This is a genomic window from Vibrio sp. Y29_XK_CS5 (genome assembly GCF_024181835.1).
Classification (GTDB): domain Bacteria; phylum Pseudomonadota; class Gammaproteobacteria; order Enterobacterales; family Vibrionaceae; genus Vibrio; species Vibrio harveyi.
Window position 1 is genome coordinate 372452 of sequence record NZ_JAMZAM010000003.1, and the last position, 24579, is coordinate 397030.

General features: G+C 45.7%; 22 protein-coding genes. 16 read left to right on the forward strand and 6 right to left on the reverse strand.

Translation table 11 applies throughout. The features are described 5' to 3' along the window. The first annotated feature begins 32 nt into the window (after positions 1-32). Positions 33-2876, forward strand: coding sequence for a bifunctional [glutamate--ammonia ligase]-adenylyl-L-tyrosine phosphorylase/[glutamate--ammonia-ligase] adenylyltransferase (glnE, locus tag NL647_RS15700; protein ID WP_253650381.1), 2844 nt, complete (start codon positions 33-35; stop codon positions 2874-2876). A gap of 77 nt (positions 2877-2953) precedes the next feature. Further along, positions 2954-4384 (forward strand): bifunctional D-glycero-beta-D-manno-heptose-7-phosphate kinase/D-glycero-beta-D-manno-heptose 1-phosphate adenylyltransferase HldE, encoded by a 1431-nt coding sequence (gene hldE / locus NL647_RS15705; RefSeq protein ID WP_005450394.1) that lies wholly within the window; start codon positions 2954-2956, stop codon positions 4382-4384. A gap of 193 nt (positions 4385-4577) precedes the next feature. Here hldE and tolC read toward each other — a convergent pair whose 3' ends face one another. Beyond that, positions 4578-5900: an outer membrane channel protein TolC gene (gene tolC / locus NL647_RS15710; RefSeq protein WP_005450392.1), complete on the reverse strand. Its 1323-nt coding sequence runs from the start codon at positions 5898-5900 to the stop codon at positions 4578-4580. Positions 5901-6129: 229 nt separating this feature from the next. On the opposite strand from tolC, the gene nudF reads away from it, so the two are divergent. The 6 genes from nudF (at position 6130) to parC (ending at position 13157) form a co-directional block, all read left to right on the forward strand. Beyond that, the gene (gene nudF / locus NL647_RS15715) at positions 6130-6780 is read left to right on the forward strand and encodes an ADP-ribose diphosphatase (RefSeq protein ID WP_005450390.1); all 651 of its coding nucleotides are present in this window, start codon (positions 6130-6132) and stop codon (positions 6778-6780) included. Then, entirely contained in the window at positions 6780-7223 is a 444-nt protein-coding gene (locus tag NL647_RS15720) for a DUF1249 family protein (RefSeq protein ID WP_005395930.1), read from the forward strand. The genes nudF and NL647_RS15720 overlap by 1 nt, the downstream gene beginning before the upstream one ends. Before the next feature lie 61 nt (positions 7224-7284). Beyond that, positions 7285-8091: a 3',5'-cyclic-AMP phosphodiesterase gene (cpdA, locus tag NL647_RS15725; protein ID WP_009697596.1), complete on the forward strand. Its 807-nt coding sequence runs from the start codon at positions 7285-7287 to the stop codon at positions 8089-8091. Positions 8092-8145: 54 nt separating this feature from the next. Then, on the forward strand, positions 8146-8730 hold the full coding sequence (gene yqiA / locus NL647_RS15730; RefSeq protein ID WP_222325820.1) for an esterase YqiA: 585 nt from the start codon (positions 8146-8148) through the stop codon (positions 8728-8730). Between the two features lie 254 nt (positions 8731-8984). Further along, the gene (gene parE / locus NL647_RS15735; protein WP_005447744.1) at positions 8985-10865 is read left to right on the forward strand and encodes a DNA topoisomerase IV subunit B; all 1881 of its coding nucleotides are present in this window, start codon (positions 8985-8987) and stop codon (positions 10863-10865) included. A gap of 3 nt (positions 10866-10868) precedes the next feature. Further along, complete coding sequence (gene parC, locus NL647_RS15740) at positions 10869-13157, forward strand: DNA topoisomerase IV subunit A (RefSeq protein ID WP_005447746.1); 2289 nt, start codon at positions 10869-10871, stop codon at positions 13155-13157. Between the two features lie 38 nt (positions 13158-13195). Here the strand turns inward: parC and degS are convergent, their stop codons facing one another. The 3 genes from degS to zapG form a co-directional block, all read right to left on the reverse strand. Next, positions 13196-14263, reverse strand: a complete 1068-nt coding sequence (gene degS, locus NL647_RS15745; protein ID WP_009697598.1) for an outer membrane-stress sensor serine endopeptidase DegS — start codon at positions 14261-14263, stop codon at positions 13196-13198. Positions 14264-14469: 206 nt separating this feature from the next. Then, positions 14470-15837, reverse strand: a complete 1368-nt coding sequence (locus tag NL647_RS15750; protein WP_005447751.1) for a Do family serine endopeptidase — start codon at positions 15835-15837, stop codon at positions 14470-14472. Positions 15838-16055: 218 nt separating this feature from the next. Next, the gene (gene zapG, locus NL647_RS15755) at positions 16056-16499 is read right to left on the reverse strand and encodes a Z-ring associated protein ZapG (protein ID WP_005447760.1); all 444 of its coding nucleotides are present in this window, start codon (positions 16497-16499) and stop codon (positions 16056-16058) included. A 196-nt stretch (positions 16500-16695) separates the two neighbouring features. Here zapG and zapE point away from each other — a divergent pair, with 196 nt between their 5' ends. The 8 genes from zapE (at position 16696) to sspB (ending at position 23258) form a co-directional block, all read left to right on the forward strand. After that, positions 16696-17799: a cell division protein ZapE gene (zapE, locus tag NL647_RS15760; protein WP_005447762.1), complete on the forward strand. Its 1104-nt coding sequence runs from the start codon at positions 16696-16698 to the stop codon at positions 17797-17799. Positions 17800-18053: 254 nt separating this feature from the next. Next, a complete protein-coding gene (rplM, locus tag NL647_RS15765; protein WP_005372872.1) occupies positions 18054-18482 on the forward strand; it encodes a 50S ribosomal protein L13 in 429 nt (142 codons plus the stop codon). Between the two features lie 15 nt (positions 18483-18497). Further along, positions 18498-18890: a 30S ribosomal protein S9 gene (gene rpsI / locus NL647_RS15770; protein WP_005436094.1), complete on the forward strand. Its 393-nt coding sequence runs from the start codon at positions 18498-18500 to the stop codon at positions 18888-18890. Between the two features lie 547 nt (positions 18891-19437). Further along, complete coding sequence (gene petA / locus NL647_RS15775; protein WP_005436095.1) at positions 19438-20028, forward strand: ubiquinol-cytochrome c reductase iron-sulfur subunit; 591 nt, start codon at positions 19438-19440, stop codon at positions 20026-20028. After that, a complete protein-coding gene (locus NL647_RS15780; protein WP_005447764.1) occupies positions 20028-21293 on the forward strand; it encodes a cytochrome bc complex cytochrome b subunit in 1266 nt (421 codons plus the stop codon). The genes petA and NL647_RS15780 overlap by 1 nt, the downstream gene beginning before the upstream one ends. Continuing rightward, positions 21290-22027: a cytochrome c1 gene (locus tag NL647_RS15785; RefSeq protein WP_009697600.1), complete on the forward strand. Its 738-nt coding sequence runs from the start codon at positions 21290-21292 to the stop codon at positions 22025-22027. Before NL647_RS15780 ends, NL647_RS15785 begins: the two co-directional genes overlap by 4 nt. Before the next feature lie 96 nt (positions 22028-22123). After that, complete coding sequence (sspA, locus tag NL647_RS15790) at positions 22124-22759, forward strand: stringent starvation protein SspA (protein WP_005436105.1); 636 nt, start codon at positions 22124-22126, stop codon at positions 22757-22759. Positions 22760-22778: 19 nt separating this feature from the next. After that, positions 22779-23258: a ClpXP protease specificity-enhancing factor gene (gene sspB / locus NL647_RS15795; protein WP_005447768.1), complete on the forward strand. Its 480-nt coding sequence runs from the start codon at positions 22779-22781 to the stop codon at positions 23256-23258. 64 nt (positions 23259-23322) lie between these two features. On the opposite strand, the gene NL647_RS15800 is transcribed toward sspB, so the two are convergent. Then, entirely contained in the window at positions 23323-23964 is a 642-nt protein-coding gene (locus NL647_RS15800) for a BON domain-containing protein (RefSeq protein ID WP_050907498.1), read from the reverse strand. Between the two features lie 22 nt (positions 23965-23986). Then, on the reverse strand, positions 23987-24577 hold the full coding sequence (locus NL647_RS15805; RefSeq protein ID WP_005447772.1) for a phosphoheptose isomerase: 591 nt from the start codon (positions 24575-24577) through the stop codon (positions 23987-23989). Positions 24578-24579: the final 2 nt, after the last annotated feature.

A 24579-nucleotide genomic window follows, 5' to 3' on the forward strand; every position in this document is an offset into this window, starting at 1 on the left:
AAACCACAGTGCTTTTCAAACAAGGAAGAAAAATGCAGCTGCCTTCGTCACTGATTTCTGTCGCGGATTCCGCGGTTCAAAATGCTGAGCAAGCGGGATACTTTCAACAATGGTCTACCGAGATTGCCGAACAGTTTCGTTTTGTGTCTGGTCTAAGTAAGTTCATTACCGAAGCGATTCACCGTGATGAGAAACTCGCGCAAGACTTGCCAAACATGCTGGCAGAAAGCAGTCGACAACAAGCGTATCGTGCTCGTCTAGCAGAGCTATTGGCTGGATGCCAAGATGAGATGGCTGGGCATCGTGTGCTGCGTCAGTTCCGTAACCGCGAAATGGTTTACATTGCGTGGAAAGACTTCACCCATACTTGGACGTTAGAAGAATCGCTTTGTCATTTGTCTCAACTGGCTGAAGCGATGATCTTCGAAACTTATCAATGGCAATACAAGATTTGCTGTAATGAGTGGGGCACGCCAACCAATGCCGAAGGTGAAGCGCAGCCTATGCTGATCATCGGCATGGGTAAACTTGGTGGCGGCGAGCTGAACTTCTCTTCTGATATCGATCTGATTTTTACTTATCCAGAAAACGGTGAGACACAAGGCGCGCGCCGCAGCATTGCTAATGCGCAATTCTTTACCCGTTTAGGGCAGCGCATCATTAAAGCGCTCGACCAACAAACCTTTGACGGCTTCTGTTACCGTGTAGATATGCGTTTGCGTCCGTTTGGTGAGAGTGGTCCGTTGGTAATGAGCTATGCGGCACTAGAGGATTACTACCAAGAACAAGGAAGAGATTGGGAACGTTACGCGATGATCAAAGCGCGTGTGATGGGCAGTGAAATGTATCCGCAATATCAAGAGTTGCGCCAGATGCTGCGTCCGTTTGTTTTCCGCCGTTATATCGACTTCAGCGCGATTCAATCCCTGCGCCGCATGAAATCAATGATCAGCAGTGAAGTGCGCCGTCGCGGTTTGAGTAACAACATTAAACTGGGTGCTGGCGGCATTCGCGAGATTGAGTTTATCGCTCAAGTGTTCCAGTTAATTCGTGGTGGTCGTGAACCTTCTTTACGTGGTCGTGGTTTACTAGAAACTTTGAATGCCATTGGTGAGCTAGGTCAGCTGACTCAATCAGAGGTTGATAATCTTGAAGCTGCCTATAAATATCTGCGCCAGCTAGAAAACCTGTTGCAAGCCATGGCAGACAAGCAAACGCAAACCTTGCCGGATTGTGAAGATGAGCAATTGAAACTTGCTACGGCGATGCGTTTTGAATCTTGGGATACGCTCATTGCTCAAACCCAACAACACATGGCAAATGTCCACAAGGTGTTTGAAAGCTTAATCGGTGATGACGAAGAAGATGAAACAGAAGCGGTGGCTCGTCATTTTCACGAATTGTGGGACATGGCGACCAAGCAAGATGTGCTTGAACACGTTCTACAAGAGGACATTAAAGCTGAAAATTCACAAGAGTTAGCAAAAACCATCATGCAGTTCAAAGCGGACTTGGCAAAGAAAACACTTGGACCGCGTGGTCGTGAAGTGCTGACTAAGTTGATGCCTAAAGTCTTTGATGCGGTATTTGCCCACCCAGATGCGCAATTCGGCTTGCCACGTGTTTTGCACTTGCTGCACAACATCTGTACTCGTACAACGTATCTTGAATTGTTGGATGAACATCCGGCAGCCTTGGTACAACTGGTTCGTTTATGTACCGCCAGTCCTATGATTTCAGAGCAGTTATCGCGTTACCCAATTCTCCTTGATGAATTGATAGACCCTCAACATCTGTACAACCCAATTCCACTTGATAGCTACCGAACAGAGCTACGTGATTTCCTTGCCCGCATCCCAGAGGATGATATGGAGCAGCAGATGGAAGCGCTGCGCCAGTTTAAGCAAATCTGTATCTTACGTATTGCAGCGGCAGACATTGCAGGTGTATTGCCCGTCATGAAAGTGAGTGACCACTTAACGTATTTGGCGGAAGCGATCGTTGAAGCGGTAGTGAACCAAGCGTGGCTGCAAGTGTCGGAAAAGTATGGCGAGCCAACGCATGTGAAAGATCGTGAAGGCAAAGGCTTCGCCGTGATTGGTTACGGGAAAGTCGGCGGCTGGGAACTGGGTTATAACTCAGACCTTGATATTGTGTTCATGCACGATTGCCCAGTTAACGTTTATACCGATGGTAAAAAAGAAATCGATGGTCGCCAGTTCTATCTTCGTTTAGCGCAGCGCATCATCCATATTTTCTCAACTCGTACAGCATCAGGCATTCTGTACGAAGTGGATACTCGCTTACGCCCATCTGGCGCTTCAGGCTTATTAGTCAGCCCAACAGATGCATTTGATGATTATCAACATAAAGATGCCTGGACGTGGGAGCATCAAGCTCTTGTGCGTGCTCGTATGATTTATGGTGATGAGCCTTTGGCGATCGCCTTCCATAACACTCGCCATGATGTGTTGTGTAAACCGCGTGACCAAGACACGTTAAAGAAAGAAGTGGTCGATATGCGTGAGAAAATGCGTGACCATCTTGGCGGGAAAAAGTCCGGTCGTTTTATGCTTAAGCAAGATAATGGCGGCATTACCGATATCGAATTTCTCGCTCAATACCTTGTGCTCAACTACAGTCACAGTAAGCCTAAGCTCATTCGCTGGTGCGATAATGTACGTATTTTTGAAACTCTAATCGCACAAGGTGTCATGGAAGAAGATCAAGCGATGCAACTGACACGCGCATACACATCAATGCGCGATGAAACTCATCGTCGAAACTTGCTTAACTTAGATGCCGATGTGGCAGAAGAGAAATTTATTGCGGAGCGAGAGTGGGTGAAGCAAGCATGGAATCAATGGTTTGCCTAAGCAGAAGTAGTGCACAAGGTTCAGCCTAGAAAAAGGCTGTGTTAAACTCACCACGATTTAATTTTTGGAGACCAATAATGAAACCAATTCTACCTGATTACAACAGCGCTGGTGTGCTTATCATCGGCGATGTCATGCTAGATCGTTACTGGTATGGCCCGACTGGACGTATCTCTCCTGAAGCGCCAGTACCTGTTGTGAAAGTAGAAAATAATGAAGAGCGTCCGGGTGGTGCTGCGAACGTGGCAATGAATATTGCTTCACTTGGCGGTCACGCTCACATTGTTGGTCTAACGGGGATGGATGAGCCAGCGAAAGTTCTGACTGAAACGCTGAACTCGCTAAAAGTAAAATGCGATTTCGTCGCGCTGCCTGATTACCCAACCATCACTAAGCTACGTGTGATGAGCCGTGGTCAGCAATTGATTCGTCTGGATTTTGAAGACAAGTTCGAAAACACCGATGCTGAACCTGTGTTATCTCGTATGGAAACTGCTTTGCCAAGCGTGAAAGCTGTGATCATGTCTGATTACGCGAAAGGTTCGTTAGAGCATGTACAGGCTTACATCCAGAAAGCACGTGCTGCGAATATCCCAGTCTTCATCGACCCGAAAGGCGCAGACTTCGAACGCTACCGTGGTGCAACGCTACTGACACCAAACATGAAAGAGTTTGAAGATGTTGTTGGTAAGGTGAAGTCAGAGCAAGAGCTGGTAGAAAAAGCGTTAGCACTAGTAGAAGAGTTCGAGTTTGAAGCTCTATTGGTAACGCGCAGTGAAAATGGTATGACGCTGATCCGCCGTGGTCAGGAACCATTCCATCTACCGACTCAAGCAAAAGAAGTCTATGACGTAACTGGTGCGGGCGATACGGTGATCTCTGTATTGGCGGCTTCTGTTGCCGCAGGCAAATCATTTGAAGAAGCTTGTGCTCTAGCCAATGCAGCGGCAGGTGTTGTGGTTGGTAAATTGGGTACCTCAACGCTTTCTGAAATTGAGCTGGCAGAAGCCATTCACGGTAGCCAAGATACAGATTACGGTGTGATTTCAGAGCAAGCTCTGATTGAAGCCGTGAAGAAAGCACGAGCGAAAGGTGAGAAGGTTGTGATGACTAATGGTTGTTTCGATATCTTACACGCTGGTCACGTGTCTTACTTAAACCACGCCGCAGAACTCGGTGATCGCTTGATTGTTGCGGTAAACACGGATGATTCGGTAAAACGTCTAAAAGGTCCTGGTCGTCCAGTAAACCCAACCGATCGTCGTATGGCTGTGTTAGCTGGTTTAGGTGCTGTTGATTGGGTTGTGCCTTTCAGCGAAGACACGCCTCAACGCCTTATTTCGGAAGTACTACCAAGCTTGTTAGTGAAAGGTGGTGATTACAAGCCTGAAGAGATCGCTGGTGGTAAAGAAGTGATTGCCGCAGGCGGTGAGGTTCGCGTGCTGAACTTTGAAGATGGTTGCTCAACTAGCGAAATCATCAATGCCATCAAAGGCGGTAAAGGCTAAGCCTTCCTTGCTTTCGATTCTTAAAGAAAAGGTCGCTCTATGGGCGACCTTTTTTGATCGTAATTGTTTTTTGGAATGTAATGCTTAGCAAAATAGCTCGCAATAAAAAAACGCCAGTTGAAAGCTCAACTGGCGTTTTATGCATTATACCCAAGTCATTCTCGCTGAACTAAGCTGGGTATACATGAGACATTTATTTTGCTGGCTTAAGACCTGCATCAACATCTAGGATATCTTGCTCGCTCAGTGTACCTACCGCTTGGCGTAGCTGAAGACCAGCAAGAATGTAGTTGTAACGTGCGTCTGACAAGTTCTTGTTTGCATCGTATAGACGGCGAGTTGCGTCTAATACGTCAACGATAGTACGAGTACCTACATCGAAACCGGCTTCTGTCGCTTCTAGTGCAGATTGCGCTGACACTACAGACTGTTCGTACGCTTTTAGTGCGCCGATAGAAGCGTTGATGTTGTTGTTTTGTGCACGCACTTCTTTCACAACACTACGGTATTCTTTTTCCAGCTCTTCGCTTGCTGATACATAGCCGTATTCTGCTTGTTTCACTTCAGACGTTGTACGACCACCAGTGTATAGAGGAACTGCTAAGTTAACACCGACTTTGAAACCGTCAGTCGTGTTATCTGTAACACTTTCAGATGTATCTGCGTAGTTGTAGCCACCGTCTAGCGAAAGCGTTGGCAGGTGACCAGAGCTTGCTAGTGAGATGTTATCGCGCGCGATGTCTTGTCCGATACGTGCAGATAATAGACTTAGGTTGGTTGTCTTCGCTTCTTCAATCAATGTTTCAGCAGCTTCAGAAGAGCGGCTTGCAGAGAAGCGAGCTGTATCTAGAACGTTTAGGTTCTTGTGCTCTTGACCTGTAATCTCACGTAGCGATTCGTAGCTGTTGATTAGCGAGTTTTCCGCCAATACTTCGTCTGCAAGTACAGCATCGTATTGTGCTTGCGCATCGTGTACGTCAGTGATTGCTGACAAACCAACTTCAAAACGTTGTTTAGTTTGCTCTAGTTGGCGACCAACCGCTGCTTTTTCTGCACGAACGAACACTAGGTTGTCTTGTGCACGTAGCACTTCGAAGTACGCTTGAGAAACTCGAAGGATCAAACCTTGTTGTGTTGCGGCATAGTTTGCGTCGGCACGACGAGCTGTTTTCTCTGCGGTATCAAGCGTGATCCAAGATGCACGGTTGTATAGCTCTTGTGTAAAACCAACACCTGCTGACAGTACATTTTCGTCAGTAGACGTTTTTCCGCCTGCATCTAGATCTCTGTCGCCACGAGTGATGTCGTAGCCTGCTGTCAAGTTGATCTGTGGTAGTAGGGCACTGCGGCTAGAGTTGATTGCTTCAAAAGCTTGATCACGCTGCGCTGCTACACTGAGCAATTGAGGATCATTTTGTTTTGCTAAGTCATAGATTTCAGCAAGAGAGTCTGCCCATGCAGATGTACTCATACTGCCTAGCGCTGCACTGATAAATAGTGGAAGCAGTTTTTTCATTTTCTATTCCCGCGGTCTATAGATTGGTTAATTCTCAGTAGTTTAACTCAATTTGGACGATATTTACTCGAAACATTGCACTTTTTTACACGTAATTATCCAGTTGTGCAATAAATAAATGAGAATTGCTTAAAATAATTTATAACTATTGTACAAAAAGTTGAGCCAAGTCCTTTGAGCAAGCGAATAACAATGAGTAAACTACAAGATTCACTCAGAGAGGTGTTGAATGCAACAGTGTGACAAGCAACAGAATGATTTTACTCCCCAAGATGTGGAAATAATCTCAAAAGAAACCGTATTTAAAGGCTTCTTTAAAATGGTGAAATACCGTTTTAAGCATAGATTATTCGCCGGTGGCTGGAGTGGGATTGTCGAACGAGAAATGTTCGAACGTGGTCATGCTGCAGCCATGCTCCCGTATGACCCCGTGACTGACCAAGTCGTGATCATCGAACAGATCCGCGTTGGAGCATTAGAGCATTCGCACCCATGGCAGTTCGAAATTGTTGCTGGCATGATTGATCGAGATGAATCAGCAGAAGCTGTGATTCGTCGAGAAGCAGAAGAGGAAGCGGGCATTCAAGTAGGACGTGTTGCTTCGGTTACCTCTTATTATCCCTCTTCGGGCGGCTGCTCAGAGAAGCTTGATGTGTTCATTGGTGAAGTCGATGCATCTAAAGCGCATGGCATTCATGGTTTAGACTATGAGAATGAAGATATTCGAGTCCATGTAATGAGCCGTGAAACTGCGTATCAGTGGGTGAAAGATGGCAAATTTGAAAATGGTGCTTCAATCATTGCGCTTCAATGGTTGCAGTTAAATCATCAAGAATTGACATCACAATGGGGTAAATCCCCTATGGTGGAGAGTAAGTAATGGCGCAAGTAGCTGAAAAGCAAAGATACCATGTCGACTTAGCAGGTCTTATGAGAACTTATGAGACCAACTATGCGAAGTTGAACGCTTTGCTGCCTGCCTCTGCCGAAGTTGGTGACGTACGCTGTTATCAGGCGGCGAATATGGTTTATCAACTGACCGTGAATGAAATCACAAAATACACCACAGTTGTTGAGATATGTCAGAGTGATGAAACACCAGTGTTTCCTTTACCGACGATGTCTGTCAGGCTTTATCACGATGCGAGAGTAGCTGAAGTATGCTCAAGCGGAGAGTTTTCTCGCATTAAAGCTAAATATGATTATCCCAACGACCAGTTGATGCAGAAAGATGAAAAGCATCAGCTTAATACGTTTCTTGGTGAATGGCTGACATTCTGTTTACGAAGTGGCATTAGTAGAACGCCGCTTGCCTTCAATTGATTGTCACGTCACTAAGGAAAAATAACAAAAAACTATATAGTGGACGAATCAGGTTTTCATTTTGCAACCATCTAGTGACAGCATAAAGCTATTACAAATCACGGATACTCATCTGTTTGAGGCAGATGAGGGCAGTTTGCTGAGCGTAAGAACCGCCGACAGCTTTGCAGCCGTGGTAAAAGAGATTCTTCATCGTCAAGTGCCATTTGAATACATCTTGGCTACAGGCGACATTTCACAAGATCATAGTGCAGAGTCATATCAGCGTTTTGCTGAGGGTATCTCGCCGCTGAAAAAAGATTGTTTTTGGCTTCCGGGCAACCACGACTACAAGCCAAACATGGGTAGTGTGCTACCATCCCCTCAAATTCAAGCTGTTGAACACCTAAAGCTGGGTGACCATTGGCAGGTAATTCTGCTGGATTCACAAGTGGTTGGCGTTCCTCATGGGCGATTAAGCGATCAACAACTGACTTTGCTTGAAGAAAAGCTCGCAGAAAATCCGCAGCGACATACGTTGGTGCTTTTGCATCATCATCCACTTTTAGTGGGCAGTGCTTGGCTAGATCAACACACGCTGAAAGACGCAGAGGCGTTTTGGCAGGTCGTAGACCGATTTGACAATGTGAAGGGTATTCTCTGTGGTCATGTTCATCAGGATATGAACATTATTCACAAAGGTATTCGTGTGATGGCAACGCCTTCAACGTGTGTACAATTCAAGCCGAACTCTGATGACTTTGCATTAGATACACAGTCTCCAGGCTGGCGGGAATTAGAACTACATAGTAACGGTGACATCTCGACACAGGTTAACCGTTTACCAGATGGTCAATTCCAGCCAGATTTTACCTCAAGCGGTTACTAATCATTACCATGCCCGAACTTTATGTTCGGGCTTACTTTTTTACATGAGGCAACCATGAGCCAATCTTCTTTGCTGCTTTATATTCACGGTTTTAACAGCTCACCGCTTTCGATGAAAGCGAACTTGATGAAAGAGTATTGTGAGCAGCAGCGTCCAGATATAAAAGTCATCGTGCCTCAGTTACCATGCTTCCCTCAACTTGCTGCACAATGCTTGCTCGATATCATTGAGCAATACAAAGATGACTACAACATCGGTTTGGTGGGTAGCTCATTGGGTGGATACATGTCTACTTGGCTCAACGATAAGTTTGGTTTTAGAGCAGTGGTTGTTAACCCCGCGGTAAAGCCGTATGAGTTGCTGGTGGACTATTTAGGGGAGCAAACTAACCCCTACACGCATGAAACCTATACACTTGAAGCTTGTCATATTGACGAGCTAAAAGCTCTTGATGTACAAAGCATCGCGTCGCCTCAATCCTTTTGGCTTTTACAACAAACCGAAGATGAGGTTTTAGACTATCGCCAAGCCGTAGAAAAGTTCGCACACGCGACGCAAACGGTAGAAGAGGGCGGTGATCACAGTTTTGTAGGCTTTGAGCGTTATCCTGCTCAAATCATTGAATTCTTAAAACTGTAATACTAAAGAGACGGATTGGAATAGGCTCATAGTTTTTATTGATATATCCAACTGTTTCTTGACATAGTCGATATGCTTTCCGACTATGTTTTGCCAAAAAGATCTTAAGGGTATTTAAGCCCTGACTACTTTGTTATGCATCTTCTTTATCTTTAGATAAATGTGCAGACGGGGTAGCTTTTTCGTTTCTCGAGTACAGCTCGCGTGAATGCGAGGCTCGGGTTACAAGTAAACTTTGAGAACAATTCCGTATTATGACTGAACAATATAATGCTGGTGCCATTGAAGTACTGAATGGCTTAGAGCCAGTACGTCGCCGACCAGGGATGTATACGGATACAGCGCGCCCAAACCACTTGGGCCAAGAAGTTATCGATAACAGTGTCGATGAAGCGCTTGCCGGACATGCCTCAAAAGTACAAGTCATCCTACATGCTGACCAATCACTAGAAGTGATCGATGATGGTCGAGGCATGCCTGTTGATATACACCCAGAAGAAAAGGTATCAGGCGTTGAGCTGATCCTATGTAAGCTTCATGCGGGTGGTAAATTCTCCAACAAGAACTATCAATTCTCTGGTGGTTTGCATGGTGTAGGTATCTCTGTAGTAAACGCGCTATCAAAGCGTGTTGAAGTGACGGTTCGTCGTGACGGTCAAATTTATGAGATTGCTTTCGAGCATGGTGACAAGGTTTCTGACCTAACTGTCACAGGGACATGCGGTCGTCGTAACCGTGGTACCAGCGTGCATTTCTGGCCAGATGCAAAGTACTTTGATTCCGCAAACTTCTCTGTTACGCGTCTGGTGAACAACCTACGTGCGAAAGCAGTACTTTGCCCGGGTCTAGAGATTACGTTTACCGATAAAGTAAACAACAAAGACTACAAATGGCACTACGAAGATGGTCTTAAAGACTATCTAGCGGAAGGTGTGAAAGGTTATCCAGTTCTACCTGAAGAACCATTTACTGGTGAGTTCTCAGCAGAAACTGAAGCGGCAAACTGGGCGGTAATCTGGCAGCCGGAAGGCGGCGAGATGATCACGGAAAGTTACGTGAACCTTATCCCTACCGCTCAAGGTGGTACACACGTTAACGGTCTACGCCAAGGTTTGCTTGATGCGATGCGTGAGTTCTGTGAATTCCGCAATTTGTTACCTCGTGGTGTGAAGCTAACTGGTGATGACGTTTTCGACCGCTGTTCTTACGTCCTGTCAGTCAAGATCCAAGACCCGCAATTTGCCGGTCAAACCAAAGAGCGTTTGTCTTCTCGTCAAACGGCTGCCTTTGTCTCTGGTGTAGTAAAAGATGCATTCAGCCTATGGTTGAACGAAAAGCCACAACTGGCTGAGCAGTTAGCGGAAGTGTGTATAGCGAATGCCCACCGCCGTATGCGTGCTAGTAAAAAGGTTGTGCGTAAGAAGGTTGCATCAGGTCCTGCTCTACCAGGCAAACTGACAGACTGTTCTGTGCAAGACCTCAACCGCACCGAAATCTTCTTCGTGGAGGGTGACTCGGCGGGCGGTTCTGCTAAACAAGCACGTGATCGTGAGTTCCAAGCGGTAATGCCACTGCGCGGTAAGATCCTAAACACGTGGGAAGTCTCTGCAGACCAAGTGCTTGCATCTCAAGAAGTGCACGATATCTCAGTTGCTCTGGGCATTGACCCAGACAGCGACAACCTAGACAGCCTTCGTTACGGTAAAATCTGTATCCTTGCCGATGCGGACTCGGACGGTTTGCACATCGCAACGCTGTTATGCGCGCTGTTCACTCGTCACTTCCGTGCGCTGGTTGAAGCTGGTCATATCTACGTCGCGATGCCGCCTCTATACCGTATCGACTGTGGCAAAGAAGTATTCTATGCCTTAGACGATGACGAAAAAGATGGTGTATTAGAGCGCTTGTCTAAGAAGAAAGCCAAAATCAACGTGCAACGATTCAAAGGTTTGGGTGAGATGAACCCACTTCAGTTGCGCGAAACGACCATGGATCCAAATACGCGTCGCTTGGTTCAGCTAACCATCGATGACTCGGCGGCGACCATGGAAATGATGGACATGCTGCTTGGTAAGAAACGAGCAGATGATCGTCGTTCTTGGCTGCAAAACAACGGCGATATGGCAGAGGTTTAACGGATGTCTACAGAAATTACTTACGATGGCGTTGAACAGTTGCCAATGCGCAAGTTCACCGAAGACGCTTATCTGAACTACTCGATGTACGTGATCATGGACCGCGCATTGCCATACATTGGCGATGGTCTGAAACCGGTTCAACGACGCATCATTTACGCAATGTCGGAGCTTGGTCTTTCGGCATCAGCAAAATACAAAAAATCCGCACGTACCGTTGGTGACGTGTTGGGTAAATACCACCCGCACGGTGACTCTGCATGTTACGAAGCGATGGTATTGATGGCGCAGCCATTCTCTTACCGTTACCCATTGGTTGACGGTCAAGGTAACTGGGGTGCGCCAGATGACCCGAAATCATTCGCAGCAATGCGTTATACCGAAGCAAAACTGTCTAAGTTTGCCGAAGTACTGTTAGGCGAATTAGGTCAGGGTACAGTTGAATGGCAACCTAACTTTGATGGCACGATGAAAGAGCCACAAATGTTGCCAGCACGTCTGCCTCATATTCTGCTAAACGGTGTAACCGGTATCGCGGTTGGTATGGCGACGGATATTCCACCTCACAACGTTCGTGAAGTGGCGGATGCGACCATTCATTTGATCGACAACCCGAAGGCGGAACTGCCAGATGTGATGCAGTTCGTTAAAGGTCCGGATTACCCAACAGAAGCGGAAATCATCTCGCCACAAGCAGATATTGAGAAGATTTACCGCAACGGTCGTGGCAGCATCAAGATGCGCGCGGTATGGCACAAAGAAGGTTCAGATATCGTGATCACTTCTCTGCCACACCAAGTATCAGGTGCAAAATTACTTGAGCAAATCGCTAACCAAATGCGTGCTAAGAAGCTGCCAATGGTTGACGATCTTCGTGATGAATCGGATCACGAGAACCCGACGCGTATCGTTGTGGTTCCGAAGTCAAACCGCGTTGATTGCGATCTGTTGATGAACCACTTGTTCGCTTCTACGGATCTTGAGCGCAGCTACCGCGTTAACTTGAACATGATTGGTTTGGATAACCGTCCTCAAGTTAAAGGCCTGGTACAAATTCTGTCTGAGTGGATCGAGTTCCGTCGTACGACTGTACGTCGCCGTCTACAACATCGCCTAGACAAAGTAATGGCTCGTCTACACATCTTGGAAGGTTTGTTGGTTGCTTACCTAAACCTAGATGAAGTGATTGAGATCATTCGTACTGAAGACGATCCAAAAGCAGTGCTGATGGAACGCTTTGGCATTACCGATATCCAAGCGGATGCAATTCTAGATACCAAACTTCGTCATCTAGCAAAACTAGAAGAGATGAAGATCCGTGGTGAGCAAGACGAGCTAGAGAAAGAACGTGAGAAGCTAGAACAGCTACTAGGCTCTGAGCGTCGTCTGAACACACTACTGAAGAAAGAAATCAAAGCAGACGCAGAGAAATATGGTGATGACCGCCGTTCTCCAATGGTTGAACGTGCAGAAGCAAAAGCATTGACTGAACGCGACCTAGTACCAAGTGAGCCAATCACGGTTGTGCTTTCTGAGAAAGGTTGGATTCGTCACGCGAAAGGTCACGATGTGGATGCTGAAGGCTTGAGCTACAAGTCTGGTGACCAATACTTAGCACATGCGCGTGGTAAGAGTAACCAGCAAGCGGTGTTCTTTGGCAGTGATGGTCGAAGCTACTCACTTGAGTCGCATTCATTACCGTCTGCAAGAAGTCAAGGCGAGCCAATTACAGGTCGTTTGAATATCACCGCAGGCAGCAATATTCGCCAAGTGATCATGGGTGAAGAAGATCAGCTATGGCTGGTGGGTTCTGATGCTGGTTACGGCTTTGTATGTAAAGGCTCAGATTTGCTATCTAAGAACCGCAGCGGTAAAGCATTGGTGACTCTACCTGCAAACTCTGAGGTGATGACACCAAAGACGATTGCAGACTTGGATTCAGATGAAATTCTAGCTATTACGAATCAAGGTCGTATGCTGTTGTTCCCAATCAAAGACCTACCGCAATTAGCGAAAGGTAAGGGTAACAAGATCATCAACATCCCAGCAGCGAAGGCGAAAGAACGTGAAGAGGTGCTTTCTCACTTGATGGCTCTGCCACAAGGTGCGTCTCTTACACTTTATGCAGGTAAGCGAAAGTTAGGTTTGAAACCTGCTGATCTTGAGAACTTCCGTGGTGAACGCGGACGTCGAGGCAGCTTGCTACCGCGAGGTTTGCAGCGCGTAACTCGAATTGAAATTGAAATGGGTGGAAGCTCAGAGGTTTCAGAAGAGCCGAGCGATAGCGAATAACGCACAAACAAAAATCCCAGCCAATGGCTGGGATTTTTTTATGCTTCTTGTTTGTCTTCGGCGATGGTTACTTTCAAATTCATTTCTTTACCCTTGCGGATAATACCAACATCAACGCTGGTGCCTGGACGCAAGTCAGTAACAATATCCATCACACTTTGACGACCTTGCACCTTGGTTCCGTTAATGCTGATAATGATGTCCTGCTTTTCAAAGCCAGCCGCACTTGCAGGTCCATTTGGATCAATGCCTAGGACGACAATACCGCCAATGTGCTGGTTACCTAGTAAGCGGGCAGTAACCGCATTGATATCCTGTCCGTCAATACCAATGTAGCCACGGATCACGCGACCATCAGCAATGATCTTTTGCATGATCTTATTCGCCAGAGGAGCCGGAATCGCAAAAGAGATACCGTAGGTCTCAAGGTCTGTCGCCTGTTGGAATGAAGCCGTATTAATGCCTACCAGTTCACCTTGAGTGTTGACCAAAGCGCCGCCAGAGTTACCTTCGTTGATTGCCGCATCGGTTTGAATGAAGGCTTGACGACCATCGCTGATCGATGAGCGTCCTGTTGCTGAGATGATGCCAAACGTCGTGGTTTGACCTAAGTTGTATGGGTTTCCGATAGCCAGTACCACGTCACCAACCTGAGGCTTGTAATCAGGATTCAGTGGGATGACAGGTAAATTAGAGCCTTCAACGCGCAAAATCGCGATATCTGTACGCTTGTCCGTACCGACCAACTGAGCTGCAGCAACACGACCATCTTGCAGTGCGACCACTATTTGGTCTGCTTGGGCGACGACATGATAGTTAGTAATGATGTAGCCTTTCTCGCTAACAATCACACCAGATCCCAAGCCCTGAGTTGAAAGCTTGCTTCGGTCGTTTTCAACATACTTGCGACTATAGATATTCACAACCGCTGGCGCTGCCTTTCTTACCGCTTGGTTAAAAGAGACTTCGAGCGAGGCGATATTGCTCGGCTGCGGATCGCTGAGTGCTGTAGGAATAACATTGCTGCGCAAAGATGGAACGGCGAGTAATACGATGATGGCAGTTGCTAAGCCTAAAAAGACAGAACGTAACAAAAAGCTAAGCATAACCTCTCCATGATTGAGCGCCCAATTGGCATAGAAAACTGAAGGATAGCATTACATTGAAAAATAACAAAAGGGCAAGACGTAATCGTCTTACCCTTTTATAAAACCATGACATAAGAGGTAAAGTGTTCGAGCGTTATCACGAATATCGATGTGGTTAACGCACGTTTACTTCAGCCTACGTGATTGCTGTTAACTCAACACAATTAGCGGATAACGAGGTAAACCGTTCGATCGCCGCGTTGAACGTTGATCGCGAGTACACCTTGATGCTTCTCTACAATCGCACGTAACTCTGCTAAGTTCTTCACGCGTTTACGGTTTACACCAATGATAATGTCGCCTTCTGCCAACTGATATTGTGCTGCTGGCGAGTTCTCAGCAACGCTTGTTACCTTCACACCTTGGATAGAATCACTTGGTGTCGTATTGCTAAGTTCAGCGCCTTTGAGCCCTTCATGTAGAGTCTCAGCCTTCGCTTTGACATTGGTTGATTCTCCCAAGGTCACATCAAAGCTCTTCTTCTTACCGTCTCGGACAACGCCAAGCGTGACTTTTTTACCAGCCCCTAAGGTTGCGACTTTCGCGCGAAGCTCGGCGAACGTATCAATCGCTTTGCCATTAATCGAAACGATGACATCACCAGCTTTTAGACCAGCCTTGTCAGCGGCACTGTCCGGAACCACTTGACTAACAAAGGCACCTTTACTTGATTCATAGCCCAGAGCTTCTGCCAACTCAGAAGTGACTTCACCACCTTGAACACCAAGCATGCCGCGTTTTACTTCACCAAACTCCAAGATTTGATCAGTTAGGTTTTTCATCATGTTGGACGGAATCGCAAAGCCAATACCGACGTTGCCTCCGTTTGGACCAAGAATGGCGGTATTGATGCCGATCAGTTCACCATTGAGATTAACCAAAGCGCCACCGGAGTTACCACTGTTAATTGCTGCATCGGTTTGAATGAAGTTTTCAAAGTTTTCGACATTTAAGCCGCTTCGACCCAGTGCAGAAACGATGCCGGATGTCACTGTCTGACCTAGACCAAACGGGTTACCAATGGCTACGGTAAAATCACCTACGCGTAGTTTGTCTGAATCCGCGACTTTAATTTGTGTCAGGTCTTTTGCTTTTTCGAGCTTAAGCAAGGCAATGTCTGACATCTCGTCTCCGCCGACGAGTTCTGCATCGTACTCTCTACCATCATATAGACGGACACGAATGTCATCAGCGCCTTTGATAACGTGATAGTTCGTTACGATTTGACCTTTCTTAGCGTCAATAATGACACCAGAACCTAAACCTCGGAACGGACGCTCACGAGTTTGTTCTGTCGGGAAATCAGGACCAAAGAAGAACTGAAACTGCTCTGGAATACGACTGGTTTGAACTTGTTTGCCTTCGACCGCAATACTCACAACCGCAGGGGTTACTTTTTCGAGCATTGGGGCAAGACTAGGTAACTGCTCCCCATCCACACTGAGTGGAAGCGCCGCTGTTGCGGTGACTGGGGTGATGATTGAACCCAAGCTTAAAGATAGAACGGTTAACGCAAGCAATGGTTTTTTCATCCAATAACTCCTCTTGAAACGGGTCTGCCAAAAAAGAAATATCCGAATGCTTTGTCTCTTATTGATAGTAATTAATATAGGGACGAATTCGGACAATCAAAACGTGGCGGCAGCACACAAGTTGTTAGAGATGAGTTGCTTAAGAAAAGTTCAACAAGGGTCAATACAAATTGATAAGAAATGTGAATGTATTGACCCAATTAGGCAGGATAAGGGGATTAAGACGCTTTCGCTGTGACTGCTTCAGGTGCGTCGATGATTTCTTTTTCCTGATCTTTTAAAAGACCAGTTGCGCCGTTGGCATAGTCTTTTGGTTGTTCATTGACGTCTGATTGATCCTCTTCGACTTTATCAGATGACATTGCAGTCTTCTTATCGAATGGATTGTCTTGCTCAGGCAAGTTTGGCAGAAGTTCAGAAGACGTCTTCGCCATGTGCTGGTATAGCTTGGTATAATCTTTACCTAAGGTGTCCAGCATTTCTGCAGTTTGTGCAAAGTGATCGACGAGCTCTTGACGTTGTTGCTCTAGTTCAAATTTGGCTGCTTCCAGCTCTTTTTGCACAGACTTTTGTTTTTTGTATTCGGGGGTGGTTAGTCTACTAATGACTACGCCTACGATTGTACCGACCAGCAAACCCACAATGGCATAAATCCAAGGCATAACTGCTCCTTATAGTTGTTTTAACAAGTCTTTTACTACTTAGTTACACGCGGTGCTTGTCCATGTTACTATGGCTTGAACAGCCGATAAAGAAAAATAGCGGTAAGTCTTCGGGGACTGATATCTACCTCTCTCTATGCTCAACGCTGACCCCGAGGTGACAATTTTTTCTGTACCTCTGATACGACTCTATACCATGACACCATTAAAACGATACCAACAAGACATAGCAGAGCATGGATTCCAGCGTGATGAAGCCCAATATAACGCTGTCGTTGCTTTAGACAATCTTTACCATGCGATTGCAGAGTTTCAGTCTGCGCCTATTCCTCAGCTTAGCACTTGGCAGAAATTACTTGGTAAAAAGCCAGAATTACCAGAACCGCCGAAAGGGCTCTACTTTTGGGGTGGTGTTGGGCGTGGTAAAACTTATCTTATGGATGCGTTTTTTGACGCGTTGCCTACAGAACGAAAGATGCGAGTGCATTTTCACCGCTTTATGTATCGAGTCCATGATGAACTCAAGCGGTTAGGGGAAGTTGAAAATCCACTGTCAAAAGTCGCTGACTTATTCAAAAAAGAAGCGGATGTGGTCTGCTTCGATGAGTTTTTTGTTTCTGACATTACCGATGCGATGATTTTAGCGACATTGCTGCAAGAGATGTTTAAACGCCAGATGATTTTGGTTGCAACATCCAACATTGAACCTGAAAACTTGTACCGTAATGGCTTACAACGGGCGCGCTTCTTACCAGCGATAGACATGATCATTCAGCGCTGTGACGTGCTTAATGTCGACAGTGGAGTGGATTACCGTCTAAGAACGCTGCAACAAGCTGAAATCTACCATTATCCGCTAGATGAACAAGCGTCCGTCAATCTCAATAAGTACTACCACCAGTTGATTGGCGAAAGAAAGGTCGCAGCACACAGCATTGAAGTAAATCATCGTGAAGTTAAAGTAATTGAAGCAAGTGATGGCGTGCTACATGCGTCTTTTGAGCAACTTTGCCAGACACCACGCAGTCAGAATGACTATATTGAACTGTCGCGTATTTACCATACGGTATTGTTGGCAGAGGTGAAGCAGATGGATCGTAAGATTGATGATGCAGCAAGACGTTTTATCGCTTTAGTCGATGAATTTTACGAACGTAACGTGAAACTGATTATTTCTGCAGAAGTCTCGATGGAGTCTCTGTATACGCAAGGGCAGTTAGAGTTCGAATTTAAACGTTGTTTGTCTCGATTGACTGAGATGCAAAGCCATGAATACCTCGCTAGAGAGCATCTGGCGTAAAAATCGACAACTCATCTTAAAAAAGTGAAGAAAAAATTCGTGATTTAACGCAAAAAAAGGTGATTTTTTCTTCGCTCTTCTCTATAATCCTGCGACCCACCGTTACTGCAGACCTGATTATCGAAGTTATTTCGACATAGAAGGTCGAGAGTACCAACGACTCGAAGGGGTGATGACTGGGCTCTTAGACAGTGTGGGAGCACTATTGGGTGTTCCTTTAAAGTTTAAATTTTAATTAACGGGTTATTATTAGCATGAAAACTTTCGTTGCTAAACCAGAAACTGTAAAACGCGACTGGTACGTTGTAGACGCAGAGGGTAAAACTCTTGGCCGTCTAGCAAGTGAAATTGCATCTCGCCTACGTGGCAAACACAAAGCTGAATACACTCCTCACGTTGACACTGGTGATTACATCATCGTTATCAACGCTGAGAAAGTTGCTGTAACTGGTAACAAAGCTAAGAACAAAGTGTACTACCGTCACTCTGAATTCCCAGGTGGTCTAAAATCTATCACTTTTGAAAAGTTGATCGATCGTAAACCTGAGATGGCTCTTGAGCTTGCAGTTAAAGGCATGCTTCCACGTGGTCCTCTAGGCCGTGCTATGTACCGTAAGCTTAAAGTTTACGCGGGCGCTGAGCACAACCATGTTGCTCAACAACCACAAGTACTAGACATCTAATTGGGGATTTCGAAAATGGCAGAGAATCAATACTACGGCACTGGCCGTCGCAAAAGCTCAGCTGCGCGTGTTTTCATCAAACCAGGCAGCGGCAACATCGTAATCAACAAGCGTAGCCTTGATGAGTACTTCGGTCGTCCAACTTCTCGCATGGTTGTTAAACAACCTCTTGAGCTAGTTGAACTAACTGAGAAGCTAGACCTATACGTTACTGTTAAAGGTGGCGGTATTTCTGGTCAAGCTGGTGCTATCCGTCACGGTATCACTCGCGCTCTTATGGAGTACGATGAGTCTCTACGTCCTACTCTACGTGCAGCTGGTTACGTTACTCGTGACGCTCGTTGCGTTGAACGTAAGAAAGTTGGTCTACGTAAAGCACGTCGTCGTCCACAGTTCTCTAAGCGTTAATTTCCTTTTATCGGAAATTATGCTGTTCCAGAGTTTCTCTGGATACTGTGTACCAAAGCTCGGCTATATGCCGAGCTTTTTGTTTTTCTAACATGTGGAAAAGCGTTTTTTCATTTCATATCGAACTTCACATCGCCACTTAATATCCTCGCAACATTTGAATGTTTTATCTGCACTTTTTCTGGATTTATTCGTGCTACAAGACGGAGATAACAAAAGTGGGGAGTCCCTTCACATTCTTGACATATCTTTCTATGTAATCGACTGAAAACAGCCGGAATACAAGGCTTTTTATCCCATTCTTAGCCATTCTTCGTTTCGCTTTCTTGTTACAAATCACATCTATTTTTTATAATTTTGCCGCTTTTGTGACGGCGTGAGCGATTTGCCTCACAATTGTTACAAAAAGGTAGCTTTATCTTGTCAAAAAGTAGGGTTTTCTTTATCATTTCCCCCCAATAAATAGAACTAAATTCATTATTTGTTAGCCATGCTCTTATAAGCGGAATAATAACGATCCAAAGGGAGCAAATGGGAGAATGTTTGGATGAGCAACGCGCCTTTAAATAACGGTCGCAGGCGTTTTCTAACCGCTACAACGGCAGTTGTTGGTGGATTAGGGGCAGCTGCCGTCGCCGTGCCTTTTATCAAATCATGGAATCCGAGCGCCAAAGCAAAAGCTGCGGGTGCACCGGTGGAAGTGGATATCAGTAAAATCGAAGCCGGTCAGATGGTTCGTGTTGAGTGGCAAGGTAAGCCTGTATGGGTTGTACGTCGCACTCAAGAAGTGGTGGATAACCTAAAGAACATCGACGGACAGCTTCGTGACCCACAATCAGAAATGGAACAACAGCCAGTTTATGCTCAGAACGCGCATCGTTCGATCAAGCCTGAGTATTTCGTGGCAGTTGGCTTCTGTACTCACTTAGGTTGTTCACCGACCTATCTACCTGACACGTTCTCCGAGCAAGTTCAAGGCGTTAAGTCTGGCTTCTTCTGTCCATGTCACGGTTCTAAATTCGATATGGCTGGTCGAGTGTTCCAAGGTGTTCCTGCACCTCTGAACCTTGTGGTTCCTAAGCACATGTACTTGAGTGATACGAAGCTCATGATCGGTGTTGATGAGGGAGACGCATAATGCAAGCACTACTAGACTGGGTTGAAAAACGAATTCCCGCGATGAATGCTTATAAAAAGCATTTGTCTGAATACCCAATGCCTAAGAACTTCAACTTTTGGTACCTTTTCGGTTCTCTGGCAATGTTGGTACTGGTTAACCAAATCCTAACCGGTATTTGGTTAACAATGAACTACGTTCCTTCTGGTGATGGTGCGTTTGCTTCTATCGAATACATCATGCGTGACGTTGATTACGGCTGGTTGTTGCGTTACATGCACTCAACTGGCGCGTCAGCGTTTTTCGTTGTTGTTTACCTGCACATGTTCCGTGGTCTGATTTACGGTTCATACCAAAAGCCTCGTGAGCTACTTTGGATCTTCGGTATGTTGATCTTCTTGGTTCTAATGGCTGAAGCTTTCATGGGTTACCTATTACCATGGGGTCAGATGTCATACTGGGGTGCTCAGGTAATCATTTCTCTATTTGGTGCGATTCCTGTTATTGGCGATGACTTAACGCTTTGGATCCGTGGTGACTACATCATCTCAGGTGCAACGCTAAACCGTTTCTTCGCACTACACGTTATTGCGCTACCTATCGTTCTACTTCTTCTTGTTGTTCTGCACGTATTGGCACTACACGAAGTTGGCTCTAACAACCCGGATGGTATCGAGACTAAGCTACCAAAAGGCTCAATGGGCGACGATTACGAAACACAGTTCAAGTTCCACGATTACTACACGAAGAAATACGACATCATCGATTCGATTCCTTTCCATCCATACGGTACGGTTAAGGACCTAGTTGGTGTGGCTGGTTTCTTGTTCTTCTTCTGTTATGTGCTGTTCTTTAACCCAGAAATGGGTGGATACTTCCTTGAGCCGCCTAACTTTGAAGCTGCAAACCCACTGAAGACACCTGAGCATATCGCTCCTGTTTGGTACTTCACACCATTCTACGCAATCTTACGTGCGGTTCCGGACAAGCTATTGGGTGTAATCCTAATGGGTGCGTCAATTGCAGTACTGTTTGTTCTACCTTGGTTGGATCGTTGTAAAGTTCGTTCTTACCGTTACCGCAGCAAAATTCACCTATTGAATATTGTTCAGTTCACTATCGCCTTTATCGCTCTGGGTATTTTGGGGGCACTACCGGCAACGCCGCTGTACACGCTTTTGTCTCAGATCTTTAGCTTGTGTTACTTCATGTTCTTTGTCCTGCTGTTCTTCTACAGCAAAAATGAAGCGACCAAACCATTACCAGAGAGGGTGACATTCAAATGAAGAAGTGGATTGTAATTCTATTTGCTATGTTGCCATCTCTTGCGATGGCAGCGGGTGCCAACGTACCGCTAGACAAAGCGAACGTGGATCTATCGGATAAAGCTTCGCTACAAAACGGCGCGAAGCTATTCATGAACTACTGTTTTGCTTGTCACTCAACGCAATACCAGCGTTACGAGCGAGTGGCAACAGACTTGGATATTCCTGTTGACCTAATGAAGGAAAACCTGATTTTCGACCCTGAAGCGAAAATTGGTGACCTTATGGTGAACGCAATGCCTGCAAAGCAAGCTGGTGATTGGTTTGGTGCTCCGCCACCGGATCTAACTCTTGTTGCTCGAGTTCGTGGTGCAGATTGGCTGTACACTTACCTACGCTCTTTCTATGTTGACCCATCACGTCCGTTTGGTGTGAACAACATTGTATTCCCAAGCGTTGGTATGCCACATGTACTTGAAGAGCTTCAAGGCATTCCTACTCCAGTCTACGGCACGAAAGTGGTTGATGGTGAGGAAGTTCAGGTCGTTGTAGGTACTGAAACAGACGGTACTGGTGAGCTAAGCTCTGGCGAATATGACAAAGCGGTTGGTGACCTAGTTAACTTCCTAGTTTACTCAGGCGACCCAGTTCAACTAGAGCGTCATGCGCTTGGTTGGTGGGTGATGGGCTTCCTCGTTCTACTAACAATTGTTGTCGTGATGCTCAAGAAAGAGTATTGGCGTGATGTGCATTAATTGTGCTATCATACCGTGCTAATTCCCAATTTTAATTGACGAATAATGGAGGCTTAGCCTCCATTATTTTTATTTGTAAGTGTGCTGGAGGGCTCCATGGCTGTAGCTGCCAATAAACGTTCTGTGATGACTCTTTTCTCAAGTGCATCAGATTTGTATAGCCATCAGGTTCGCATCGTATTAGCTGAAAAAGGCGTAAGTGTTGAAGTTGAGCTTGTTGATGAAGCTAACCTTCCTGCTGAGCTTGTGGAACTGAACCCATACAAATCAGTACCAACTCTTGTGGACCGTGAGCTAGCTCTTTACGATTCAAAAATCATCATGGAGTACTTGGACGAGCGTTTCCCTCATCCACCTCTAATGCCTGTTTACCCAGTTGCTCGTGGTAACAGCCGTTTGATGATGTACCGTATTGAACGCAACTGGTACTCACTAGCTGAAAAAGTTGTTAAGGGTAACGCGGAAGAATCAGAAAAAGCACGTACTAAACTACGTAACGATCTTCTGACTCTAGCGCCAATCTTCGCTGAATACGAATACTTCATGAGCGAAGAGTTCAGCCTAATCGACTGCTACCTAGCTCCACTATTGTGGCGTCTGCCTCAACTAGGTATCGACCTTGTAGGTCCTGGTTCAAAAGAGATCAAAGTTTACATGAACCGCGTATTTGAGCGTGATTCATTCCTTGCTTCTCTAACTGAAGCTGAACGTGAAATGCGCCTAGTTCGCTAAGCGATTTAGATAACACGTTATGGATATTGCAAAAATGACTGCTCGCCGTCCGTATATGCTTCGTGCATTTTACGATTGGTTGGTAGACAACGACTTAACTCCTCACTTGGTGGTTGATGCAACGATGCCGGGTGTGCGTGTACCAGTTGAGTTTATTCAAGATGGTCAAATCATCTTGAATATTGCTCCACGTGCTGTTGGTCAACTTGAGTTGGGTAATGATGCGATTACCTTCCATGCTCGTTTTAGTGGTCGCCCTCATTCAGTGATCGTGCCGGTTTATGCGGTACAAGCGATTTACGCTCGAGAGAATGGCGCTGGCACCATGTTTGAACCTGAAGAAGCGTACACTCATATCGAAGAAGAAGGGATTGTTGAAGAAGAACAGTCACCAACTTTTACTACCGTGAGTGATGATTCAGAAGTCATGGACTCGGAGTCTGAAGAGGAAGAAGCACCTCGTCCGAAAGGCAGACCAAGCTTACGAGTTATCAAATAAAAAAAAGCAGCGTGCCCACGCTGCTTTTTTATTATCTGCTAAGTTGTATTAAACAACTGTCTAGCTAGTTCACTTGAGAGCCTAATTCAGTGACTGTTGCTTCAGGCTGTGTTGTTTCTGGTTCTTCCACTTTTAATGGCTTTTCATTACCATATTGGAAGCCTTTAATCACTTGTTTTACGCCTGAGATATTACGTGCAATCTCTGTTGCTCGATCGCTTTGTTGTGGCGTGACGTAACCAAACAAGAATACATCGCTGTCTTCAGTAATCACTTTTACTTTGATGCCATTTAACTCGCTATCAGTCAGTAATGCTGATTTAACCTTGGTGGTGATCCAGCTATCGTTGCTGATTTGAGTTACGCTCAATGGTTCTTTTTGTTTGATCTGGTTATGGATATTTTTCACACCACTTACAGCACGAGCTCGACGTTCAAACTCATTAATCAGTTCGCGAGTTGGGGCTTGTCCCATTAATACAACGGTCCCATTGTATGAACTCGCAACGACGCGAGCTTTTCCTTTGAATGGTGCTTTATTGCCAATCGCTGCAACTTCAAATTCGATGTTGTTGTCTTGCCAAATTTCTTTGGTTGTACGTGTATCTGTAACGATATTGGCAGTAGTTGCTGCCCCTGCAATAAACAAACCCGCACAGCCACTCATGCTGAGTGCTGCAAATAAAATGACAAGACTACGTATCATATTTCTAAACTCTCAATTTCAATTATTCTTCGTGAGCAGGGAAAAGAACTTGGTCGATAAGGTCACACAAGCAATGAAGGGTCACCATATGTACTTCATGGATGCGTGCTGTCCGATGTGATGGAATGCGAATTTCCACATCATTTTCACCAAGCAAGCCAGCCATTTCACCGCCATCTTTACCAGTAAGAGCAATGATCGTCATATCGCGAGTTACCGCGGCTTCCATTGCTTTGATGATGTTTTTGCTGTTACCACTGGTAGAGATTGCGAGCAAGATGTCACCCGGCTGACCAAAAGCGCGTACTTGCTTGGAGAAGATCTCTTGGTAGTGGTAGTCATTGGCAACGGCAGTGAGCGTTGTGTTATCCGCCGTCAACGTCATTGCTGGTAGGCTAGGGCGCTCTGTTTCGAATCGGTTCAAAAGACAAGAGACAAATTGTTGTGAATTCGACGCACTGCCCCCGTTGCCACAGCATAGGATTTTATTGCCGTTGAGTAAGCTTGAAACCATTGCCTGAGCAGCGTGAGTAATTGCATCTGGTAGTGCTTCTGCTGCAGCGATTTGAATTTGAATACTTTCTGTAAAACTGTCTTTAATGCTGTCTAGCATCG